Origin of the sequence: Streptomyces sp. NPDC048516 (assembly GCF_043199875.1) — a bacterium.
Classification (GTDB): domain Bacteria; phylum Actinomycetota; class Actinomycetes; order Streptomycetales; family Streptomycetaceae; genus Streptomyces.
Window position 1 is genome coordinate 222,514 of sequence record NZ_JBICWS010000010.1, and the last position, 19,682, is coordinate 242,195.

General features: G+C 71.2%; 14 protein-coding genes and 1 tRNA gene. 9 read left to right on the forward strand and 6 right to left on the reverse strand.

Annotated features, from left to right (window positions below):
- Nucleotides 1-168: 168 nt before the first annotated feature.
- Nucleotides 169-1,485: an FAD-dependent monooxygenase gene (locus ACGFR7_RS21560; RefSeq protein WP_393321509.1), complete on the reverse strand. Its 1,317-nt coding sequence runs from the start codon at nucleotides 1,483-1,485 to the stop codon at nucleotides 169-171.
- Between the two features lie 1,455 nt (nucleotides 1,486-2,940).
- Here ACGFR7_RS21560 and ACGFR7_RS21565 point away from each other — a divergent pair.
- On the forward strand, nucleotides 2,941-3,318 hold the full coding sequence (locus ACGFR7_RS21565; protein WP_311621703.1) for a chorismate mutase: 378 nt from the start codon (nucleotides 2,941-2,943) through the stop codon (nucleotides 3,316-3,318).
- A 374-nt stretch (nucleotides 3,319-3,692) separates the two neighbouring features.
- On the forward strand, nucleotides 3,693-5,288 hold the full coding sequence (locus tag ACGFR7_RS21570; RefSeq protein WP_393321512.1) for an aldehyde dehydrogenase family protein: 1,596 nt from the start codon (nucleotides 3,693-3,695) through the stop codon (nucleotides 5,286-5,288).
- An 87-nt stretch (nucleotides 5,289-5,375) separates the two neighbouring features.
- Here ACGFR7_RS21570 and ACGFR7_RS21575 read toward each other — a convergent pair whose 3' ends face one another.
- The gene (locus ACGFR7_RS21575) at nucleotides 5,376-6,710 is read right to left on the reverse strand and encodes a DUF2254 domain-containing protein (RefSeq protein WP_393321515.1); all 1,335 of its coding nucleotides are present in this window, start codon (nucleotides 6,708-6,710) and stop codon (nucleotides 5,376-5,378) included.
- 105 nt (nucleotides 6,711-6,815) lie between these two features.
- Between ACGFR7_RS21575 and ACGFR7_RS21580 the strand changes: the two genes are divergently transcribed.
- The 5 genes from ACGFR7_RS21580 (at nucleotide 6,816) to ACGFR7_RS21600 (ending at nucleotide 10,231) form a co-directional block, all read left to right on the forward strand.
- Nucleotides 6,816-6,900 (forward strand) — tRNA-Leu (locus tag ACGFR7_RS21580).
- Nucleotides 6,901-7,609: 709 nt separating this feature from the next.
- A complete protein-coding gene (locus ACGFR7_RS21585) occupies nucleotides 7,610-8,296 on the forward strand; it encodes a hypothetical protein (protein ID WP_393321518.1) in 687 nt (228 codons plus the stop codon).
- The gene (locus ACGFR7_RS21590) at nucleotides 8,293-9,102 is read left to right on the forward strand and encodes a hypothetical protein (RefSeq protein WP_393321521.1); all 810 of its coding nucleotides are present in this window, start codon (nucleotides 8,293-8,295) and stop codon (nucleotides 9,100-9,102) included. The genes ACGFR7_RS21585 and ACGFR7_RS21590 overlap by 4 nt, the downstream gene beginning before the upstream one ends.
- Nucleotides 9,095-9,634, forward strand: coding sequence for a hypothetical protein (locus tag ACGFR7_RS21595; protein ID WP_393321523.1), 540 nt, complete (start codon nucleotides 9,095-9,097; stop codon nucleotides 9,632-9,634). Before ACGFR7_RS21590 ends, ACGFR7_RS21595 begins: the two co-directional genes overlap by 8 nt.
- 66 nt (nucleotides 9,635-9,700) lie before the next feature.
- A complete protein-coding gene (locus tag ACGFR7_RS21600) occupies nucleotides 9,701-10,231 on the forward strand; it encodes an SUKH-4 family immunity protein (protein ID WP_393321526.1) in 531 nt (176 codons plus the stop codon).
- A 755-nt stretch (nucleotides 10,232-10,986) separates the two neighbouring features.
- On the opposite strand, the gene ACGFR7_RS21605 is transcribed toward ACGFR7_RS21600, so the two are convergent.
- From ACGFR7_RS21605 to ACGFR7_RS21615, 3 genes are read right to left on the reverse strand one after another with little or no spacing between them, the layout of a single operon-like run.
- Entirely contained in the window at nucleotides 10,987-12,549 is a 1,563-nt protein-coding gene (locus ACGFR7_RS21605; RefSeq protein WP_393321529.1) for a GMC family oxidoreductase, read from the reverse strand.
- Between the two features lie 15 nt (nucleotides 12,550-12,564).
- Nucleotides 12,565-14,139: an APC family permease gene (locus ACGFR7_RS21610; RefSeq protein ID WP_393321532.1), complete on the reverse strand. Its 1,575-nt coding sequence runs from the start codon at nucleotides 14,137-14,139 to the stop codon at nucleotides 12,565-12,567.
- A complete protein-coding gene (locus tag ACGFR7_RS21615) occupies nucleotides 14,136-15,605 on the reverse strand; it encodes an aldehyde dehydrogenase family protein (RefSeq protein ID WP_393321535.1) in 1,470 nt (489 codons plus the stop codon). Before ACGFR7_RS21615 ends, ACGFR7_RS21610 begins: the two co-directional genes overlap by 4 nt.
- 245 nt (nucleotides 15,606-15,850) lie before the next feature.
- Between ACGFR7_RS21615 and ACGFR7_RS21620 the strand changes: the two genes are divergently transcribed.
- Nucleotides 15,851-16,393, forward strand: coding sequence for a DUF6314 family protein (locus ACGFR7_RS21620; protein WP_393321538.1), 543 nt, complete (start codon nucleotides 15,851-15,853; stop codon nucleotides 16,391-16,393).
- Nucleotides 16,394-16,505: 112 nt separating this feature from the next.
- Here the strand turns inward: ACGFR7_RS21620 and ACGFR7_RS21625 are convergent, their stop codons facing one another.
- Entirely contained in the window at nucleotides 16,506-18,053 is a 1,548-nt protein-coding gene (locus ACGFR7_RS21625; RefSeq protein WP_393321541.1) for a hypothetical protein, read from the reverse strand.
- Between the two features lie 187 nt (nucleotides 18,054-18,240).
- Here ACGFR7_RS21625 and ACGFR7_RS21630 point away from each other — a divergent pair, with 187 nt between their 5' ends.
- The gene (locus tag ACGFR7_RS21630; RefSeq protein ID WP_393321544.1) at nucleotides 18,241-19,614 is read left to right on the forward strand and encodes a PucR family transcriptional regulator; all 1,374 of its coding nucleotides are present in this window, start codon (nucleotides 18,241-18,243) and stop codon (nucleotides 19,612-19,614) included.
- Nucleotides 19,615-19,682: the final 68 nt, after the last annotated feature.

Genomic DNA, 19,682 nt, shown 5'->3' on the forward strand with positions numbered 1-19,682 from the left:
GTCGGCGGGTCGGCGGGTCGGCGGGTCGGCGGGTCGGCGGGTCGGCGGGTCGGCGGGTCGGCGGGTCGGCGGGTCGGCCGGTCAGCCGGGCAGCAGGTCAGCCGGCCGACGGTGCGTGGTGCGTGGGTGCGTGGTGCGTGGTGTCCGGAGGGGGTGTCGGTGGAGGTGTCAGCTCCTCAGCTCACGGCCGCCGAATGCGCCCGAGCCGTCGGCCGCGGCCCAGGCGGCCTCCAGACCGGCCTGGTCCAGGGTCCGCCAGTCCGGGGTGTCCTGGACCAGGGTCCGCCCCAGCCGGCGACCCAGCTCGACCATCGTCCGGCCGGTCGCGCCGCGCTCGGTCCCGTATGCGGTGAGCGCGTCGGGCCGCTCCGGTACGGCGCGCAGCGCGGTCTCCAGGGCGGCGGCGTCCTGCAGCGCCTTGACCGCACCGGCGCCGGTGTGCGGGCGGGCGACGGTGGCCGCATCGCCCGCGAGCAGCAGCCGGCCGGCGGTGTAGCGCGCCGCGGTGAAGTCGTACATCGGCTGGATGAAGACTTCTTGACGTGGCGTCAGCCGCATCAGCCCGCCCCAGTAGGGCGGCAGCAACTCGTCCGTGACGTAGGTGAAATGGGCGTGCAGGGCATCGGTGAGGGTGCCCGGCGGCAGGCTGGTGGGGGTGTCGAGTCCCAGGTCGAGGCCGGCGGGCGGGGCGGTGTACAGGACCCAGTTCGCGCGGTGGCCCCCCTGGCCGTCCGGGATGCGGTAGATGATGACATGGCCGCCGGGGAAGACGCCGTAGATGCAGTCCTCTTCCGCCCAGGGGGCGGCCGGCAGGCCGGGGAAGCTGAGCTCCGTCAGGCGGTCGGCCGGAACCGCGCCACGCCAGGCGAGGTAGCCGGCATAGCCGGGCCGCACACCGGGGAAGGCGGTCTCGCGGACCACCGAACGGTAGCCGTCCGCGCCGATGACCAGGTCGAAGCGCTCCGTACGGCGGCTGCTGCCGTCGGCGCCGCGCCGTTCGCCGCTGCCCGAGCCGCCCTCGCCTGCTCTGGTTCCTTCGCCGCCGCCGAGATGGACGGTGGCGCCGTCCGCCGCGTCGCTGACCGCGTCCACCCGTACCCCCGGCCGGAAGACGGTCTCCTCCGGCAGCCGCCGCCGTAACTCCTGCCAGAGCGGCCCCCAGCAGTACGAGCGGAACGGGAAGGGCAGCGCGCCGATCTGACGGCCGAGCGGTCCGGAGCCGTCGCGTACGTACCAGCGACGGGTGGCCAGCTGCACCCAAGGCATGGCGGTGTCCAGATACCCGGCGGCGGCGAGCTCGGCATACCGGGCGTTGTGCACCGCGAGGCCGACACCACGGTCCGCGAGGCGGCCGGCGGTGCGTTCGTACACGGTGACCCGGCCGGCGCCGGCCCGGTGCGCGGCCAGTGCCGTGGCGCAACCGGCGATGCTGCCGCCCACGACGGCGACGTCGGCTCCTGCGATCCTGATGCGGTCCCTGCTCATACGCGGATACTCCCTGCGTTGTCCGGCGCCGGTGGTCGGTCGGCTGCCTGGTGTGACCGGGCACATCTTCGCAGCGCGGTGCCGCCCCGGCCGCTCACCGAAACCGCTCCCCGCGCCGCCCCTGCACCGCCACCCGCCCGAACCGTCCCCCTGAAGCTCCTGAAGGAGGGGTGGCGGGGTGGTGACCTGGGTATGTGCATGAATCGGGACCCTGGCAGCGCCGTGGTCCCGGGGCCGGCCGAGTGCCGCGACCCATGAAGAGCGGCCCGGTGGCGGGATCTGTGGGGGATCCCGCCACCGGGCGTCAGCTACGCGGGGGACCGCTCGGCCACTGCTTCCGCAATCGGAGCCCCCTCGTTCGGGGGCGCTTACGAGGCGAGGGCTTCGCACCAGGTCGAGGCCGCTGCCCGAGAACGCGCTCCCCCGCCTCTTGGTGACCACGATCTCGCCGTGCCGGGCCGTCACGTCGGGGTGGAGCTCCGTGCCGGGGCTGCCCTCGGTGAACAGGCTGTCCCGTTCAGCGGCGGGAACGACGGATCATATCGGTCAACGAGGCAGCCCCCACACGCTCTGGACAGCGCCGATCGACGGCACCTCCTGGGCGCCTCCTGCCAGGGGACGCGGCCGCTCGTTGACCTTGCCCCCGGGAGAAGCCACAGCATCAGGGGGCCGGCTGACGTGCCCGGTTGAGGAGGAGCAAGGATGAACATCGAGATCCATCAGCTGCGTTACCGGGACCTGTTGCGCGAGGCCGACCACTACCGTCTCGCCCTCGAGGCCAGGAAGGCCGACCCGCTGCCCCCTCGCCCGGGCCGTACCTCTACGACACTCTGGGCCCGTCCGTCACGCTGGCAACGATCAATGCCACGAGGTCGTCGGTCCAGCAGCCGGACTCTTTCGTCGCGACGTCGACACCGCATCCGGCACGGACGAGGCTGGCTCCGTCCAGGCCGGCGAGCCCGCAGCAACCCCTGACGCGCCGTGGATCGGGGTGAAGCGCCGTCCCGGGAACGTCATCCGGGCGAAGGATCAGAAGGCTGCTGTCGAAACTCATTTTGAAGTGCCCTGGGGCCATCCGAGGCGGAACGACCTCATGGCCCGGCGTCCGTCCGGAAATCTTCCGTGGTTCCCCCGGCGCCACCCCGCCGGTCAGAGGCTGCTGACAATTGGCACAGCAAAATATGGGCACCCGGCCCTTCTCGTTGCCGCGCTGCCACCGATGAGCGGGTTCCCCGGCTTCCTCCGTCGCGCTCTCGTCGCCGTCACGACCGTCAGCGGCCTCCTCTTCAACGCCTTGCCGGCTACTCCCGCCGGAACGGGTCCCCTCCGGTCCGATCCGCGAGACCCGCCCGGCCGCCGGCCACCGGCCGGGTAATGTGCACCCGATCAAGACATCAAGCATCAGCAGCACGACACCGCACCAGGTACCGACCGATCACGAATGGCGAGACGCACATGAGCGAGGGGACAGCACCGGCGGCCGGCGAAGCGGCCGCCGTCGCCGACGAGGCGGCCCGTGAACGGCTGAGCTATCTGCGCGGCAGCATCGACAACCTCGACGCCGCCCTGGTGCATCTGCTCGCCGAGCGCTTCAAGTGCACCCAGCAGGTCGGCGAGCTCAAGGCCCGGCACAGCCTGCCGCCCGCCGATCCGGCCCGCGAGGCCGCGCAGATCGAGCGGCTGCGCCGATTGGCCGAGGACGCCAAGCTCGATCCGGCATTCGCCGAGAAGTTCCTCAACTTCATCATCGGGGAGGTCGTCCGCCACCACCGGGCGATCGCCGACCGTACGCAGGAGGGGACGGGGGAGCCGGCCGAGCCCGCAGCCGGCTGAGACCGTACGCACGACCGACGAGGGTGGGCGGTGCCGCGAGGGCACCGCCCACCCTCGTCGCGTATGCCGGGCCGGTCTCGCGGCAACCCAGCCCTTTGCCGGAAAACGGAACTGTCCGCCCACCACGCCGTGTTGGTGACGGCCGCCGGGAGTGCCCGCCGTCCGCGGGAGGCCCGTGCCGCCGCCGGGGGCCACGCGGTCGCCTCACCCCGCTGGCCCCGTCGCCCGCGCCGAGTGACACTCGCCATACCTGACGCCGGACCGTCCCGCGGTGCCACCCTGCCCACTACCGTCCAGTAACACGGTTCCTCCGGGAGCCGCCCGAGCGCCATGACCCTGCCCCTCCGGCCGTGCACCGAGAGCGGAGACATCCGATGGCCCCCACCACCGAATCCACCTCGAACCCGCAGCGGAACGAGCACCCCGCGCCCGCCCCGACGCTCCTCCTCAAACCCGGAGCGTCCTGGCAGGACGCCTGGCGGCGCAGCCTGGCCGCGGCCCCCGAGGCCTTCCGCGACGACCAGGCCCTCAACCTCTGGGCCGGCGCCTGGCATCCGGACGGTGACCCGCTGCCCGCCACCAGCCCCATCGACAACACCCCCATCGCCGGCCCACCCCGCCTCGACGCGGACGCCGCGCTGCACGCCGTGCGCGCCTGTCTCGACCAGCACCGGGCCTGGCGCCACGTCCCGTTGACCGAACGCAAGGCCCGGATCTCCGCCACCCTCGACGCGCTGACCGAACACCGCGAACTGCTTGCGCTGCTGCTCGTCTGGGAGATCGGCAAGCCCTGGAAGCTCGCACAGGCCGATGTCGACCGCGCCATCGACGGCGTCCGTTGGTACGTCTCCGAGATCGACCGGATGGTCGCCGGCCGCACGCCGCTGCCCGGTCCGGTCAGCAACATCGCCAGCTGGAACTACCCGATGTCGGTGCTGATCCACGCGATGCTCGTCCAGGCGCTGGCCGGCAACGCGGTGATCGCCAAGACCCCCACCGACGGCGGTCTGGTCTGTCTCACCCTCGCCTGCGCCCTGGCCGCCCGCGAGGGGGTCCCGGCCACCCTCGTCAGCGGCAGCGGCAAGGAGCTCTCGCCCGCCCTCGTCCGCTCGCCGGAAATCGGCTGTGTCTCCTTCGTCGGCGGCCGGGACACCGGTGCCCGCGTCGCCACCGCCGTTGCCGACCTCGGCAAACGCCATGTCCTCGAACAGGAGGGCCTCAACACCTGGGGCATCTGGAACTACACCGACTGGCAGTCCCTGACCCCCCTGGTGCGCAAGACCTTCGACTACGCCAAGCAGCGCTGCACCGCCTACCCCCGCTTCGTCGTCCAGCGCGAGGCGTTCGCCGACTTCCTCGCCGCGTACCTCCCGGCCGTACGCAGCGTCCGGTTCGGCCACCCCCTGGCCGTCGCCGACCCCGCCGACCCGCTCCCCGAGCTCGACTTCGGCCCGCTGATCAACGCCGCCAAGGCCAAGGAACTGGCCGACCTCACCACCGAGGCGATCTCCCGGGGCGCCGTTCCCCTGCACCGCGGCAGCCTCGCCGAGGGCCACTTCCTGCCCTCCCAGGACACCTCGGCGTACTTCCCGCCCACCACCCTCCTGGCCCCGCCCTCCTCCTCCCCGCTCCACCACGCCGAGCCCTTCGGCCCCGTCGACACCCTCGTTCTCGTCGACACCGAGGCCGAACTCCTCGCCGCCATGAACGCCAGCAACGGCGCCCTGGTCGCCAGCCTGTCCTGCGACGACAAGGGCACCTACGACCGTCTCGCCCCGCAGATCCGGGCCTTCAAGGTCGGCCACGGCAAGCCCCGTTCCCGCGGCGACCGCGATGAGCTCTTCGGCGGCTTCGGCAACTCCTGGAGCGGTGCCTTCGTCGGCGGTGAACTCCTGGTCCGCGCGGTGACCGAGGGCCCGGCCGCCGAGCGGCTGCCGGGCAATTTCCCCGACTACCACCTGATGCCGTAGCCGCACCGCCGCAAGACCTCCGAACCCGCTCCACCCCACCGGATCCGCTCCACCCCAACGGGCCCGCTCCACCCCACCGGACCCGCCCTACCCGATCCCCTGCCGGTCGGGGTGCAGGGCGAACCGCCGGTCGGCGGCTGCCGGCACCGCACCCTCCACCGCCTGCAACAGGAGCGTGCGGTGCCGCAGCAGTGGCGCCTGCCGTCCCTCCGGCGCGAGCAGCAGGAGATCACCGATGCCCGCCACGATCCGCCGGGTCACCTGTGGACTGTGCACCGCGGCCACCCGGACCTCGGTCAGCCCCAGGTCCACCAGATCCGCCCAACCGGGAACGTTCTGCACCAGCCGCACCACCCCTCGGCGATCCCGGTGCTGCACCGCTCCGAGCGGCCGCTGCACCACCGCCGCCAGAATCTGCACGATCCGGTCGAGGCACTGCACGGTCGTGGTCGGATCGTTCACCGCCGGCGACAGCGCCCGCAGCGCGATGTCCGACAGCTGCCGCAGCCCGAGCCCGAGATCCTGGTGAAAGGTGCGCTCCACCCCTACCGAGACCGTGTACCGCAGTATCCGCCGCGGCGGCGGCGCTCCGCCGTGCACCGCCAGTACCGGCGTCCCCGGCATCACGAAGTCACCGATCCGCGGGATCAGCCGCAGGACGACCCCCTGCCGCCGTGCCACCCGCACCAGCCGCGCCACATGCACATCCCGGACGACCCCCGCGCGCCCCTCGTGCGCGATCCGCCCCGTCTCGGGCGCGAGAAGAGCGCCGTCCTCCCCGCCTTCCCCACCCGTGCCCTGCCGCGCCAGCATCCGCAGCGCCTCCCGGGTGATCCGGTCGACCACCGGCCCCACCTGCATCAACCGCAAGGTGGCCGACACATAGGCGATGAACAGGAGCAGGCTGAGCCCCACCAGCACCATCGTCAGCAGGCTCTGCACCACAGGCACCGAAGTGACCTGACGGACATCGGTCTCGCTCTCGTACGAGGTGAGCACCAGCAGCGAGAAGAGGAAGGTCGCCAGGAAGACCGTGAGGGTGGTCTTGGTGATCCGGCTCCGGATGAAGATCCGCACCACCCTCGGTGTGAGCTGACCGCTCGCCATCTGCACCGCGACCAGGGAGATGCTGAACACCACACCGATGAAGGTCATCATCGCCGAACTGATCGTGGTGACGATCGTCTTGGTGTCCTCGGCGATGGAGGCCAGTTCCCGGACCGCCCCGTACGCGTGCGCACCCTGCAGCAACTCGATGATCTTGAGGTCGAGCGACGAGGCCGCCCACCACAGCAGCACCGCGCCCGCCAGCCCCGTGGCCGGCGCGAACCAGAAGGTGTCCCGCAGATGCTCCCGCAGCGGCGAGAGCGCCCGTGGCCTGCGGGGACCACTGATATGCGCGACATGTCCCTCATTGCCCATAAATCGAGGTTATGTGGCGAGCGGATACGCAGGTGAAAGGCACTCCGAAACCTTGGTATTGTTGTCCATGTCGCCGCGGGGAACGCCCCGCGAAGATCACACCTAGTCCGGGTGGCGGAATGGCAGACGCGCTAGCTTGAGGTGCTAGTGCCCTTTATCGGGCGTGGGGGTTCAAGTCCCCCCTCGGACACACAACTCATGGGACGTTCGCGAGATCGCTCCCCGCGTGTTCACGAATTACCGGTTGAATCCTTAGGGTTCACCGGTAATTCGTCGTTCATGGGATCCTGTGGGGCGTCACTCAAGAGGGGGCGGCTCGGAGGGCCCCCGGGCGGCTGCAATGGTGGTCGGCCAGCTGTCCGTGAATGGCGCCGGATAGCGGCTGGTCGCCTTGCGGGGCGTGGGGCGCCGAGGCCACGCGTGGGGCGGTGACGGCTGGCAGGGCGGCTGGTGTGCGGAGCGTGGGTGCGTCGAGGTCGACCGTGGTGGACGTGCAGTGGCGTCATCTGCGCCGTATGGCCGCGGGGACGAGCCCAGGACACCCGACGGCTGTGGTGTGGCCTCGGCCTCTACTTGCGGTGCACTACCCGAGCCGTGTTGTCTCACGCCACCCATTTCCCCGCGGTGGGCTGACCGTGCCGGCACCGCCTGGATAGGAAGCCGTCTTCGGCGTCTGCGAACCATCAGGGACTGCTTAGCCGACGGGCTGCAACATCCTGGGGGTGCAGCCGTCCGTAACTGGACGGCCCGAACGGTCGCACTTGGCGCTGTGCCGGTCGTTTCCGCAGGTCACAGTTTCAACCGGCTAGTCGGACGACTGGGCATATTCCTATTAGTAGTAGGGTTCGATCTTCGCAGAGGTGATCAGAAGTGGTCCTCAAGGCGGAGGGGGAACGGGGATGGGAGTCGTGCTGCCCGACGAGGCGGCCTGGGTGCTGGACCTCATCGGCGTTGAGTGGCCCAATGTCGACGAGGACGACTACCGCGACATGGCCGACAGCCTGCGCTCCTTCGCCTCTCAGATGCGGGACGGAAAGGACGCGACGGAGGGCGTCGTCCGCGAGTACCTGGAGGCCAACGAGGGCCTGGCAACCGCGGCCTTCGAGAAGCACTGGGGCAAGGTCAGCGGCACCCATCTGGAACGCCTCGCCGAGGCGGCCGATCTCGGTGCGATGGCTCTGGACGGCGCGGCCGTCGCGGTGGCCGGCGCCAAGGTGGCGGCCATCATCCAGCTGGCCATCCTCGCTGCGGAGATCATCGCCGCCCAGGCCGCTGCTCCGTTCACGCTCGGGCTCTCCGAGGTCGGTGCGCTCGGCGCCACCCAGGCCACGCGCGTCGTCGTCCGGCGGCTGCTGAAGGAGGCGGAGCACCTCCTCGTCGAGGAACTCATGGCCGTCGTCACCGGCCCGGTTTTCTCCGCACTCGGCGGCATGGCCGCCGATCTCGTCATCCAGGTCGGTGCCAACGCCGTCGGCCTGCAGGACGGTTACAGCCCCGGGAAGACCCTGAAGGCAGGTGGCGAGGGCTTCTCCGGCGGTCTGGACACTGCCGGCGGGCCGCTCACCGGGCGGGGGAGCGGCACGTGAGCGACATCGTGCGCCATGACAAGGACCTGCACGACCGGCTGGCCGACCGGATCACCTCCCAGGCCGACGAGCACGAGTCCGGCGCTCGTCCCCACCTGCGCCGCAGTCGCGCCGGGCTGGACCGGACGCGGGGCCGCGGCACCATGGCGGCGGCCGTCGGGGGTGCGGCGGAGAAGATCCTTCAGGCCATCGAGAAGGCTGAGGACCAGTTGCACAAGCACCTGCACGACGTGTCCAAGGGCGTGCGGGCCATGGGCGACAACCATGCGCGCAACGACAAGGGCATCGAGACGATGCTGAACAACATCGTCAAACGCTCCCGTACTCAGGACGGAGTCCGCGACGGCGGCGGGGTCGGCAAGGACCGGCCGGACCCGGCGAAGGATCCGCACACGGTCACTCTGGAGTGGAAACCCGGCATGCCCAAGCAGGCCTTCGAGCGGAAGGCGAGGGCCCTGCAGCGGCTCGGCGAGGAGGGGAAACTCTTCAAGTTCAAGGGCAAGACCGAGGACTACCGCGACAAGGAGATCACCAAGCAGTACAAGGGCGCACTGGAAGCGCTGATCCGCAGGAACCACAAGGACGCCCCGGAGTTCGCCGAGGAGGCCGCGGGGGCCGCCCGTAAAATGCAACCCGACCATGTCAACGAGCTCCAGACCGGTGGACCGGACGCGTGGCGTAACCTGCGGATGCTCGACCGGACGACGAACTTCGACATCGGCACGCAGCAGATACGCCCGCAGATCAAGAATCTTCCGGACGGCAATCCGATCAATATCGATATCAAGTGGTGGCCAGATGACTAGCGCGAACCCGGGATCGTCCCGTCTGATCGCGACGGTGGACGCCTTGCGGACGGCGCTGGCGGAGAGCACGGACCTGCTCCGGTTCACGCTCGGTGGGACGATTGACGAGGAGACCGCGGCCGACGGGGTGCCGCAGGAGTTTCTGGACTTCTGCCGAGTACTGGACGGCGCGAGCTGCGGGCCGTCCGTGCAGCTCTTCGGTCTGGAAGAGGCCGAAGAGCACCAGTTCTACTGCGGGCCGGTGGTCGACTCACCGCTGGAGCTGTCCCCGGAGAAGCTGTTCTGCGTCGGGATGATCCACGAAACGCCGGTCTTTCTCGACCGGGCGGGCGGCGGCGTCCTCGGCATCCCGGACGAGCACCGCGAGTGGGTCGACGCGGAGCGTTTCGAGCGGCTCGCGCCCGGGCTGGAGGCGTTCTTTCTGGAGCGGCTGGCCACTCCGGAGTACGCACGGCTTGCGATGATCGACGACGCGTTGGTGGAGTACGACGACTGGCTGAAGCTCTTGCGACGGGCCGGTCTCGCCGACTGAACCGTCGGCGCGGGCCGAAAGGGCCGGACGCAGCCGGACGTATGACGAAGGGGAAGTAGAGGACGCATGGCCACCCATGACGAGATGACGGAGCTGTTCGGCGCGGACCGCGTAGTCACGCTGGACCGTTCCGTCGCCGAGGAACACGGACTGTCCGAGGCCGACGCCGAGGTGTTGTGCGACGTCGGTGTGCCGGTCTTCGTCGATGTCCTGTTCACCCTCGACACCGCCGACGAGGGGCCCGACCCCTTCACCGTGGTGCCGGTGGCCGCGGGCAGCGAGGAGACCCGCATCCTCGTGCTGGGCGGGCCGACCGATGACCCCACGATGCGGTACTGCCTCGACATGGAGCGCGGCTACGTCATCCTCATGTCCGTCGATGAGGAGCCGCGGGCCGAGATCGTGAACCGGACCCTCGCCGACCTCGTCGAGTTCCTGTACCGCTTCGCGCTGCGCACCGAGCACCTGGAACACACCGCACCGCAGGACCGAGGCCCGTACACAGACAAGCTCGTGGAATACCTCCGGGCCCGCGACCAGTACGCGTTCGCGCAGCCGGACAGCTGGTGGTCGATGGTCTTCGAGCAAGTCGGCTGAGCCCTGCGGCGGACGGAGCACGGTCGTGGGCGTGCGGACGAGGGGCGAACTCGAAGGTGCGGCCGCTCTTGCGATAGCTCGTGAACGACCCACGGCGTGCATGCACGGCGGAAACCAGGGTGTCGACGAGTGCCAGGGGGGCGACGATGCTGTCGAACGGGCTGGGCGCCTCGACGCACGACATCGGCGAACTCGGCCACCGGTCAGAGCCACTGGTCGGTGAACAGGCCTGCGTGACGCCACGATCGTGACACAGCCCGGAAGTCGGGTGCCCCGGTGGACCGCGGGGGTTCCGGGGCAGGTCTTGCCCTCCGTGCGCGGCTTCGGTGCGGTGATGCGGCCGGGCCGGGGGCTGCCGGCCGCGCTGCGCGATGAGTCTTGGTTGCGGCGTGGGCGCATACGCACGGTCACGGGCGTGTGCGCATGGTTCGCGGCCCTCGAATTTCCGCGAAAACCCCTGTTGGGGAGGGGTTCCGCCGCTCCGGGCGACGCCGGAAAAAGTGTGGATAACCTGTTCCATCCTCTTTGTCGAGGAGTATCCTGAATGCAGGCCTACGGGGCGAGCGAGGGAGTCCGACCGGACCGGCCTCGGGGAAGGCAGCTCTGGTTGCCGCCGAGGACAGGAAGAAAGGCCGGGCTGAGAGGCCGAAAGGTCGTAAGACCCGACGGCGACCCCTAGCACCTGATCCGGACCATGCCGGCGAAGGGAGCCCACCTCGTAGGTCGTTGGTGTGCGTGGAGCCGCGGTGCGCTGATCAGTCGCTGCGCATCAGATCCGCACACTTCTCCCCGATCATCATCGTGGTGATGCAGGGGTTCACGGCCGGCAGGAACGGCATCACCGACGCGTCGGCCACCCGCAGGCCGGTCACGCCCTTGACGCGCAAATGGGGGTCGAGGGGCGTCGCCTGATCATCGGGGGAACCCATCTGGACGGTGCACGCGGGGTGGTAGACCGTGTTGTGCGTGGCGCGGATGTAGTCGAACAGGTCGGCGTCGGAGTGGGTCGACGGGCCGGGGGCGAGTTCGGTACCGGCCCACTGGACCATCGGGGTCTGGGAGACGATCTCGCGGGCGAGGCGCAGGCCGTGGGTCATCACGCGGATGTCGTGGTCATGGGTGAAGTACCGGGGGTCGACCTTGGGCTTGTCGCGGAAGTCGCGGGTGCGCAGGCGGACCGTGCCCAGCGAGCGGGCGCGGGTGACGTTCGGGGTGAGGCAGAAGGCGTTCTCCGAGGTGGGGTAGCCGTGGCGGTAGGTGTTCATGTCGAAGGGCACCTGGCCGTAGTGGAACATCAGGTCCGGGCGGTCGAGGCCGGGCTCGGTGTTCGTGAAGATGCCGATCTCCCACCACTGGGTGGACGAGTTGACCATGGGCTGCTTGGCGTCCCACATGATCACGCCCTCCGGGTGGTCCTGGAGGGAGGAACCGACGCCGGGGGAGTCGACGATCGGCTCGACACCGGTGGCCCGCAGATGGGTGGCCGGGCCGATACCGGAGAGCATCAGGAGTTTCGGGGAGTCGATGGCGCCGCAGCAGACGACGGTCTCGCGGCGGGCGTTGACGGTGCGGGTGTGGATCAGGTCGGGGGCGAGGTAGTCCACGCCGGTGCAGTGCCGGGCGGAGTCGAAATTCAGGCGCTTGGCCTGGAGCCCGGTGCGTACCTCCAGGTTCTGGCGGGTGCCCATGAGGGGGTGGAGGTAGGACACCGAAGCGGAGGAACGGGTGCCGTCCGGGCGGCAGTTGATCTGGAACCAGTTCGCACCCCGGACGACGGTCTGACCGGTGTTGAAGGGTGTGGTCGGGATGCCGGCCGCCACGCAGGCCTCCAGGAGCGCCACCCCGCACGGGTCGTGCGGCGGGACGGTGCGCAGGGTGACCGGGCCGCTGCGTCCGTGGTGGTCACCGGGGGCGTCGTTGTTCTCCAGCCGCTGGTAGAGCGGGAAGCAGTCGGCCGCGCTCCAGCCCGTACAGCCCATCGCGGCCCATTCGTCAAGGTCCTCGGCCGGGGCCCAGAAGGCGATACAGGAGTTGTGCGAGGAGCAGCCGCCGAGCACCTTGGCGCGGGCGTGCCGCATGAAGCTGTTGCCGTTCTCCTGCGGCTCGACCGGATAGTCCCAGTCGTAGCCGGACTCCAGTAGCCCCATCCAGCGGTCCAGGCGCAGCACGTTCTCGTCACCGACGTCGGAGGGGCCGGCCTCCAGCAGGCAGACGGTGGCCGTCGGGTCCTCGCTGAGCCGGGCCGCCACGACGGCGCCGGCCGTACCGCCGCCGACCACGACATAGTCGAACTCGTCCACAGAGGCCTCTTGGGACATCGCGCCGTCTCCTGATCAGGGGGTGGGGGTGCCGCTGTTGCCCGGGGTGCCGCTGTCGGGGGCGACGGCGGCGTGCATGGCCAGGACTCCGGTGCGCTTGCGCTGGACGAACCAGTAGTAGGTGAACCCGCCGATCGCGACGACTCCGATGAACAAGAAGGCGCCCCAGCGCAGGTACCAGTGCTGCGGGCCGGTCGCGTTGTAGACCGCGGCGCGCGGCCAGGCGAGGTTGAGGGACATGCCGAAGCCCCAGAGCACGGCGAGGACGTTCACCGGGAGGCCGAACCTGCCCAGGCTGAACCTCCCCTGTGCCGGGGTCCACTTGCCGCGCAGCCGCTGGAACAGCATCGGCAGGGTGACCGCCAGGTAGGCCAGATAGATCATGATGATCGCGATGCTGGTGATCACCGAGAAGATCTGCGGCTGGTTGACGTTGATGAGGAGGATGCCGATCGCCACCAGGCCGATGATCACGGCCGGCAGCACCGGCGTCTGGAAGCGCGGGCTGACCTTGGCGAGCAGCGAGGCGGCCGGGAGGTTGTTGTCCCTGGCCATCGCGAACGCCAGCCGGATGCCCGCGGTGTGCACCGCCAGCTCGCACACGGTGATCGCAATGACCACACACCAGAGCACGATCTGCCCGACGGTCGAGCCGAGCGTGGAGAGCACCACGTACTGCAGGCCGTCCACGGACAGCTTCGCGGAGTGCAGATCGGGCACCGAGAGCAGGGCGAAGAGGAGGATCAGGCCGCCGATGAGGAAGGACGCGACCAGGGCCCGCAGGATGGCGCGGGGCGCGTTGCGGCCGGGGTCCTTGGACTCCTCACCGAGCGAGGAGGCGGTGTCGAAGCCGTACATGACGTAGGCCGAGGCCAGAGCCGCGGTCAGGAACGCGCTGAAGTAGCCGAGACTCTGACCGCTGCCCAGACCGAAGGTGTTGAGCACCACGCCGGGGCCGCGGGTGACGTGCGCGGCGAGCAGAAGGATCAGCACGATGGCGGCGATCAGCTCGATCGCCACGCCCGCGGAGTTGATCCGCGCCATCAGCTTGACCCCGAAGGCGTTCACCAGGGTGGTGAAGGTGATGAGGATCGTGCCGAGCACCACGGCGTTCTCGGCCGCGGATTTGCCGGTGCCGTCGCCGATGAACTGGAACCACGACGAGATCTGCGGCAGCGTCACCTGGTACGCCAGCGCCACCGCGGACAGCGACACCATGGTGGCGGTCAGCATCATCCAGCCGCCGAGCCAGCCGATGTGCGGGCCGCCGAGCTTCTTGGACCAGTTGTAGACCGACCCGGCCACGGGGTAGCGGGCGGCCAGCTCGCAGAAGCACAGCGCGACCATGAGCTGCCCGAGGAAGACCATCGGCCAGGACCACCAGTACGCCGGGCCGCCGTGGGCGATACCGAAGTAGAACAGCTGGAAGGTGCCGGTGAGGATGGAGATGTAGCTGATTCCCGCGGCGAAGGTGTGGAAGTTGCCCAGGGTGCGCTTGAGTTCCGGCTTGTAGCCGAGTTCGGCGAGCGAGTCGTCGTCGTGCGAACCGTCGGCCCGGGTGCCGGGGCGCGGGGACTCGGAGTCGGTCACTCGAACCACCTCTGGGGCCGTGGCGCGGTATTGCGCCAGACGTGCTTGGCCTCCTGGTACTCGGCCAGTCCCGCGGGCCCCAGCTCGCGCCCGATGCCCGACTGCTTCATCCCGCCCCACTCCGCCTGCGGCACATACGGGTGGAAGTCGTTGATCCACACCGTGCCCGCGCGCAGCCGGGCGGCGACCCGGTGCGCACGCCCGCTGTCCTGCGTCCACACCGCCCCGGCCAGCCCGTACACCGTGTCGTTGGCGAGCGAGACCGCCTCGTCCTCGGAACGGAACCGCTCGACGGTCAGCACCGGGCCGAAGCTCTCGTCGCGCACCACGGACATGTCCGGGGTGCACTCGTCCAGCACGGTCGGCAGGTAGTAGAAGCCGTTGGCCAGCGACGGATCGTCGGGCCGGGCGCCGCCGCAGAGCAGTACGGCGCCCTCGTCGAGCCCCGCCGCCACATACGCCTCGATCTTCGCGAGGTGTGCGGCCGAGATCAGCGGGCCGGTCCGGGCATGCTCGTCGAACGGCCCGCCGAGCCGGATCCGCTGGGCGCGGGAGACCAGTTCGTCGACGAACGCATCGTGCAGCTCCTCCTGGACGAGCAGCCGGGCGCCCGCCGAGCAGACCTGCCCGGAGTGCAGGAAAACCGCCATCAGGGCGTAGTCGACGGCGGTGTCGAAATCGGCGTCCTCGAAGACGATGTTGGGGTTCTTGCCGCCCAGCTCCAGGGCGATCTTCTTCACCGTCGGCGCCGCCGCGGCCATGATGCGCCGCCCGGTGAGCAGACCGCCGGTGAACGACACCATGTCCACCCGGGGGTCCTCGGTCAGCGGCGCGCCCACCGCCGGTCCGGTGCCCAGCACCAGGTTGGCCGCGCCGTCCGGCAGCCCGGCCTCGGCCAGCAGCCGCATCAGGTGGATGGCGGTGTGCGGGGTGAGCTCACTGGGCTTCAGGATGAAGGTGTTGCCCGTGACCAGGGCGGGGGCGACCTTCCAGGCGGTCTGCAGCAGCGGGTAGTTCCACGGGGTGATCAGCGCGCAGACGCCGACCGGCTCGTGCCGCACCGTACTGGCGATCTCCGGCGCGCCGGCGTCCACCACCCGGTCGGTCCCGCCGGCCGCGCCGAGGTTGCCGAAGTGGCGGAAGCAGTTGGCGATGTCGTCCATGTCGTAGGCGCTCTCGACCAGCCGCTTGCCGGTGTCCAGCGACTCGGCCCTGGCCAGCGCGTCCTTGTCGCGCTCCAGCAGCTCGGCGACGCGCAGTACGAGCCGGCCGCGCTCGGCCGCCGGTGTCCGCGGCCAGGGCCCGTCGTCGAAGGCCGTCCGGGCGGCGCTGATCGCTGCCGCCACGTCCTTCGGCCCGCCCTCGTCAACGGTCGCGACCAGCGTGCCGTCCGCCGGGCAGCGGATCTCCCGCACCTGCCCGTCGGCCGCTGCGGTCCACTGACCGCCGATGAACAGCTCCGGCATGGTGGTGCCTCCGGTCTCCGGCTCGTACGAGGCGGCGGCGTCGGCCGCGGCGCCCCGGCCGACGGCGTCGGGCCGACGGGCGGCCCGCCGTGCGGACCTCGGTGACGATCACTCAACCGAGAGTAAGACGGGCGGTGCGGCTTCGCACGGTACGAGGGGCCGGGGGAGAAGGGGCCGGGGAGAGGGGAGCGTCGCCGGGCGGGGCCGACGGAGTGACCTCCGCGGGCGCACGGGAGAATGGGGGGATGGGCAGTGAGCGGGACCGAGGGCAGGGGCAGGCGCCGGGGCGGGCCGGGGAGCCGGAGCCGGGGCGGTCCCTGGAGCCGGGGGCGGGACCGGTTGCCGAACTGCCCCCGCACCCCGTCCCCGACGCCGCGGCGTACCTCTCCGGCCGCTGGAGCATCGAGCGCACCGTGTGCGACCTGCGGACCGGCGCCGAGGGCAGCTTCCGCGGCACCGCCGAGTTCCGGCCCGGCCCGGCGGGGGAGGGCCTGCTGCATATCGAGGAGGGCCGGCTGCGGTGGGGCGCCGCGGTGCATCCGGCGAGCCGCACCCTGCGACTGCGGCCCCGCCCGGACGGCACCGCCGAGATCGGCTTCGCCGACGGCCGCCCCTTCCACGACCTCGATCTCAGGACCGGCCGCTGGCGTGCCGTCCACCCCTGTGCCGAGGACCGCTACGAGGGAACGTTCACCGTCACCGGGGCGGACACCTGGCACCTGGAGTGGCGGGTCGGCGGGCCGGCGAAGGATCAGCTGCTGCGCTCGGCCTACCGGCGGCTGAGGTGAGAGCGGCGGGGCCGGACGGGGACGACCGCCTGGCCGGTACGCGGACGCACGGACGGCGCCGCCGGGAGCGGAAGTCCCCGGTGGCGCCGTCCGGTGTGTGCCGAGCGGGGGCTCAGGCGGCGGGCAGCTTCCCGCGTCCGAAGAGCTTGCGCTCGTCGTGCAGCGCGAACGGTGTGGTGCGCAGATCGGCGATCTGAATGCCGAAGATCTTCAGTTGCAGCATCAGCTCGGTCTTGAGGTCGTAACCCGCGCTGAGCGCCCACGCCGGGGCACCGCCGTCACTGGCCGCCGCGGCACGTCCGGTCAGGTGGACGGAGAGCTCACCGCCGACGCCCGCGGTGTCGTAGAGGAACACCTGGGCGCGTGTCCCGACGCGGGCCGTCGCGGTGGCCGCACCCTCGACCCGGGGAGTCGCCCCCTTGGTCTGCTGGTACGCCTCGTGCAGCGGCTGCCACCCGTTCTGCCGGTCGTACTTCGCGCCGACGGCGAAGGCGCCGGAGGTGTGCTGGTCGGCGTCGAGCACGATGCGGCCGCCCGCGGTGAAGCGGTAGGTGAAGGTCACCTCGGTGCTGACCACGACGGGGACCGGGCCCACCCAGAAGACGTGCCGTCCGGTGACCGCCGCCAGCGGCACCGCGATCTGCCCGGTGTCAGCGGTCTTGCGGACCTTGCCGTGCACCTGCCAGCCGTAGCCGTACGAGCCGCCGAGGCCGATGGCCGCACGCTGGGGCAGCAGGTTCAGCCCGCCGCGCTTCTCGTACTGGAAGATCAGCTCGGGCCGGAACGTCACCTCGCCGGCCAGCCGGGCGGGAGACTTGCCGGTCGCCTCCACACCCTTGGGCAGCGGCACATTGACGCCCAGTCGCAGGGTGGTGAGCGCCTTGCGCGCCTCGGGCGACAGCGCGCTGCCGGAGGAGGTGGGGGCGGGACGGGTACCGGAGGGAACGAGCTGGGTGTGGACCCCGGAGGAGTCGGACGCCGCGGGGCTCGGGGAGCCGGTGGCGGTGGCGGTGGCGTCCGGGGTGCCCGACGGCGTGTCCGGACCGCCGGACGGAGTGGCCGGGCCGCCGGACGGAGTGGCCGGGCCGCCGCTGTCCGCACCGCTGCCGGCAGCGGGCTTGTGCACGGTGACACCCGAGGAGAGCGGCTTGACCGAGACCTCGCCGGGCCGCAACGCCGACCGCTGATCCACCTTCTGATCGCCCAGCAGCTCCGAGAGCGTCGCGGGAGCGGTGGTCACCCGGACCTTGCCGTCGTGGGAGCCGGTGACCTTGCCGACCTTGAACAGCGCACCCGAGGGGGCGTGCCGGTTGGGCGCGGCGGCGATCACATCACCGGTCCGTACGGTCTTTCCGGCGGACGGCTTGAGTTCCGCCTGCTTGCGGTGCGCGTCGTACGACGAGAGCTGCACGGAGACCGAATTGCCGGAACGGGTCGGCGCGTCGGACGGCCGGGCGACCGCGGCACCGCCCTCGGGGCCGGAGGCCCGGGCATCGTCCGGCACGGCACCGGGGACCGTCGCCCCGGTGGCCGGTATGCCGGCCGAGGACGTGCGCGGCGTGTCGGGGCCCGAGAGCAGCGCATGGGCGCCTAGGGCCGCGGGGACGAGTACGCCGACCGCGGCGGCGGGCACCGCGATACGGCGCCAGGAAACAGCCATGGGATTCCTTGGTGGTGCGGGGGGTGTTGGGGAGGAACAGCGGGGCCGGGCGCCGAACGCATGCCGGACGACCGGGGAAAAGTCGTCCAGGATCGAACATCTGTAGGGGTTCGGGCGGCTTCCTCGTAGCATGGCGACGAATGATCGCTTTCGCCATGGGGAAAGACACCGAGTCGGGAGGGGACGGGTGGAGACTTCCACAACGGTGCCGGAGGCCGTCGCCGCGCTGCACGCCGGGATCGGCGCCCTCACCGACGAGGTCATCGGCGGCCTCCGGGCCCAACTCCCCTCCTACGCCGCGCTGTCGGTGGAGCGGATCCGGCCACGGGTGCAGGCGTCCCTGCGCAACGGCCTGTCGCTGGTGCAGCGCTGGTCCGAGGAGCGCAGGACACCCCAGGGGCGGGGCGACGGGCGGGCCTACGGCATTCCGGAGACCCACCTCGACGAGGTGACGGCCCTGGCCCGTTCACTGCCCGCCGAGGACATCATCTCGGCGTACCGGATCGGCACGGATATCGTCTGGCGGCGGTTCGGCGAGGAGATGGCGGCCCGGCAGGGTACCGCCGAGGACCTGCTGCCGATCGCCGAGACGCTGCGTGCCTGGGTCGACGCCAACACCCTGCGCATCGTCCGCAGTTGCCGGGTGGGGATCCAGGGCGACTCGATGACGGACCGTCGGCGCGCGGCGATGGTCCGCGCCCTGCTGCTCGGCGAGGCGCGGTGGGGCACCGCCGGTTTCCCGGGCGGTGCGTGGGGCGCCGGGCCGGCCGGCGGCGGCACGGGCGAGGGGCACCCTGCCGGCGGCTACCCCGACGACGGGCACCGCACCGGCGGCCACCCCGACGAGGGGGCCGCCACGGAGGGCGGGTACGACCGCGGCGCGCTCCGTCTGCCCTTCCGCGCACGCCTGCCCGACGATCCCGCGACCGGCGCGCCGGACCGCACCCCGGAGCCCGTCCCCGACCCGCATGACACCGACCATCCCGGCCCCGGCGACCGCGCCTTCGCCCGGATCGTCACCCTGCTGCGCCCCTGGCTCGCCCTGGACGGGACCGGGAAACCTCTGGTCACGACCGTATGCGGGGAGGTGGCGGGGCTGCTGACGGGGCGACCGGGAGGATTGTGCCGCGGCCTGATCCTGGGACTCGGCGCCCCGGCCCCCGCGTCCGGACTCGCCACGGAGTTCACCCGGGCCACCCAGGCGCTCCGGGCCGCCGTCGGCTTCGGACTGGTCGGGGCGTTCACCCGTGAGGAACTGGGGCTGCGGGCCACGGTCGTGGCGCTCCCGGCCCTGGGGGAGCAACTGGTGGGACTCCGTCTGGCCCCGCTGGCCGAACGGGGCGAGGACGGCACCCAGTTGGAGGAGGCCGCGGCCGCCTATCTGCAGCAGGGGCTGCGCCTGGAAGCCGCCGCGCGGACCCTCTACGTCCACCCCAACACCCTGCGCAACCGGCTGAGGCGTTTCGAGGAGATCACCGGCACCAGCCTCCGTGACCCGGCCGATCTGGCGGAGGTCTGGTGGGCGCTGACACATCGCAGGATCCACGGGCCGGCGAGCTGAGGCGCCCGCCGGCTACGGTGCCGACCGGTGCCGACCAGCGGGGGCCGGCGGGGGTCGGCGGGGCCGGC

Coding starts and splice junctions, on each gene's coding strand:
- ACGFR7_RS21620 (WP_393321538.1), top strand. CDS start 15,851: ATGGGCAGTGAGCGGGACCGAGGGCAGGGGCAGGCGCCGGGGCGGGCC.
- ACGFR7_RS21570 (WP_393321512.1), top strand. CDS start 3,693: ATGGCCCCCACCACCGAATCCACCTCGAACCCGCAGCGGAACGAGCAC.
- ACGFR7_RS21575 (WP_393321515.1), bottom strand. CDS start 6,710: ATGGGCAATGAGGGACATGTCGCGCATATCAGTGGTCCCCGCAGGCCA.
- ACGFR7_RS21600 (WP_393321526.1), top strand. CDS start 9,701: ATGGCCACCCATGACGAGATGACGGAGCTGTTCGGCGCGGACCGCGTA.
- ACGFR7_RS21625 (WP_393321541.1), bottom strand. CDS start 18,053: ATGGCTGTTTCCTGGCGCCGTATCGCGGTGCCCGCCGCCGCGGTCGGC.
- ACGFR7_RS21615 (WP_393321535.1), bottom strand. CDS start 15,605: ATGCCGGAGCTGTTCATCGGCGGTCAGTGGACCGCAGCGGCCGACGGG.
- ACGFR7_RS21565 (WP_311621703.1), top strand. CDS start 2,941: ATGAGCGAGGGGACAGCACCGGCGGCCGGCGAAGCGGCCGCCGTCGCC.
- ACGFR7_RS21605 (WP_393321529.1), bottom strand. CDS start 12,549: ATGTCCCAAGAGGCCTCTGTGGACGAGTTCGACTATGTCGTGGTCGGC.
- ACGFR7_RS21560 (WP_393321509.1), bottom strand. CDS start 1,485: ATGAGCAGGGACCGCATCAGGATCGCAGGAGCCGACGTCGCCGTCGTG.
- ACGFR7_RS21595 (WP_393321523.1), top strand. CDS start 9,095: ATGACTAGCGCGAACCCGGGATCGTCCCGTCTGATCGCGACGGTGGAC.
- ACGFR7_RS21585 (WP_393321518.1), top strand. CDS start 7,610: ATGGGAGTCGTGCTGCCCGACGAGGCGGCCTGGGTGCTGGACCTCATC.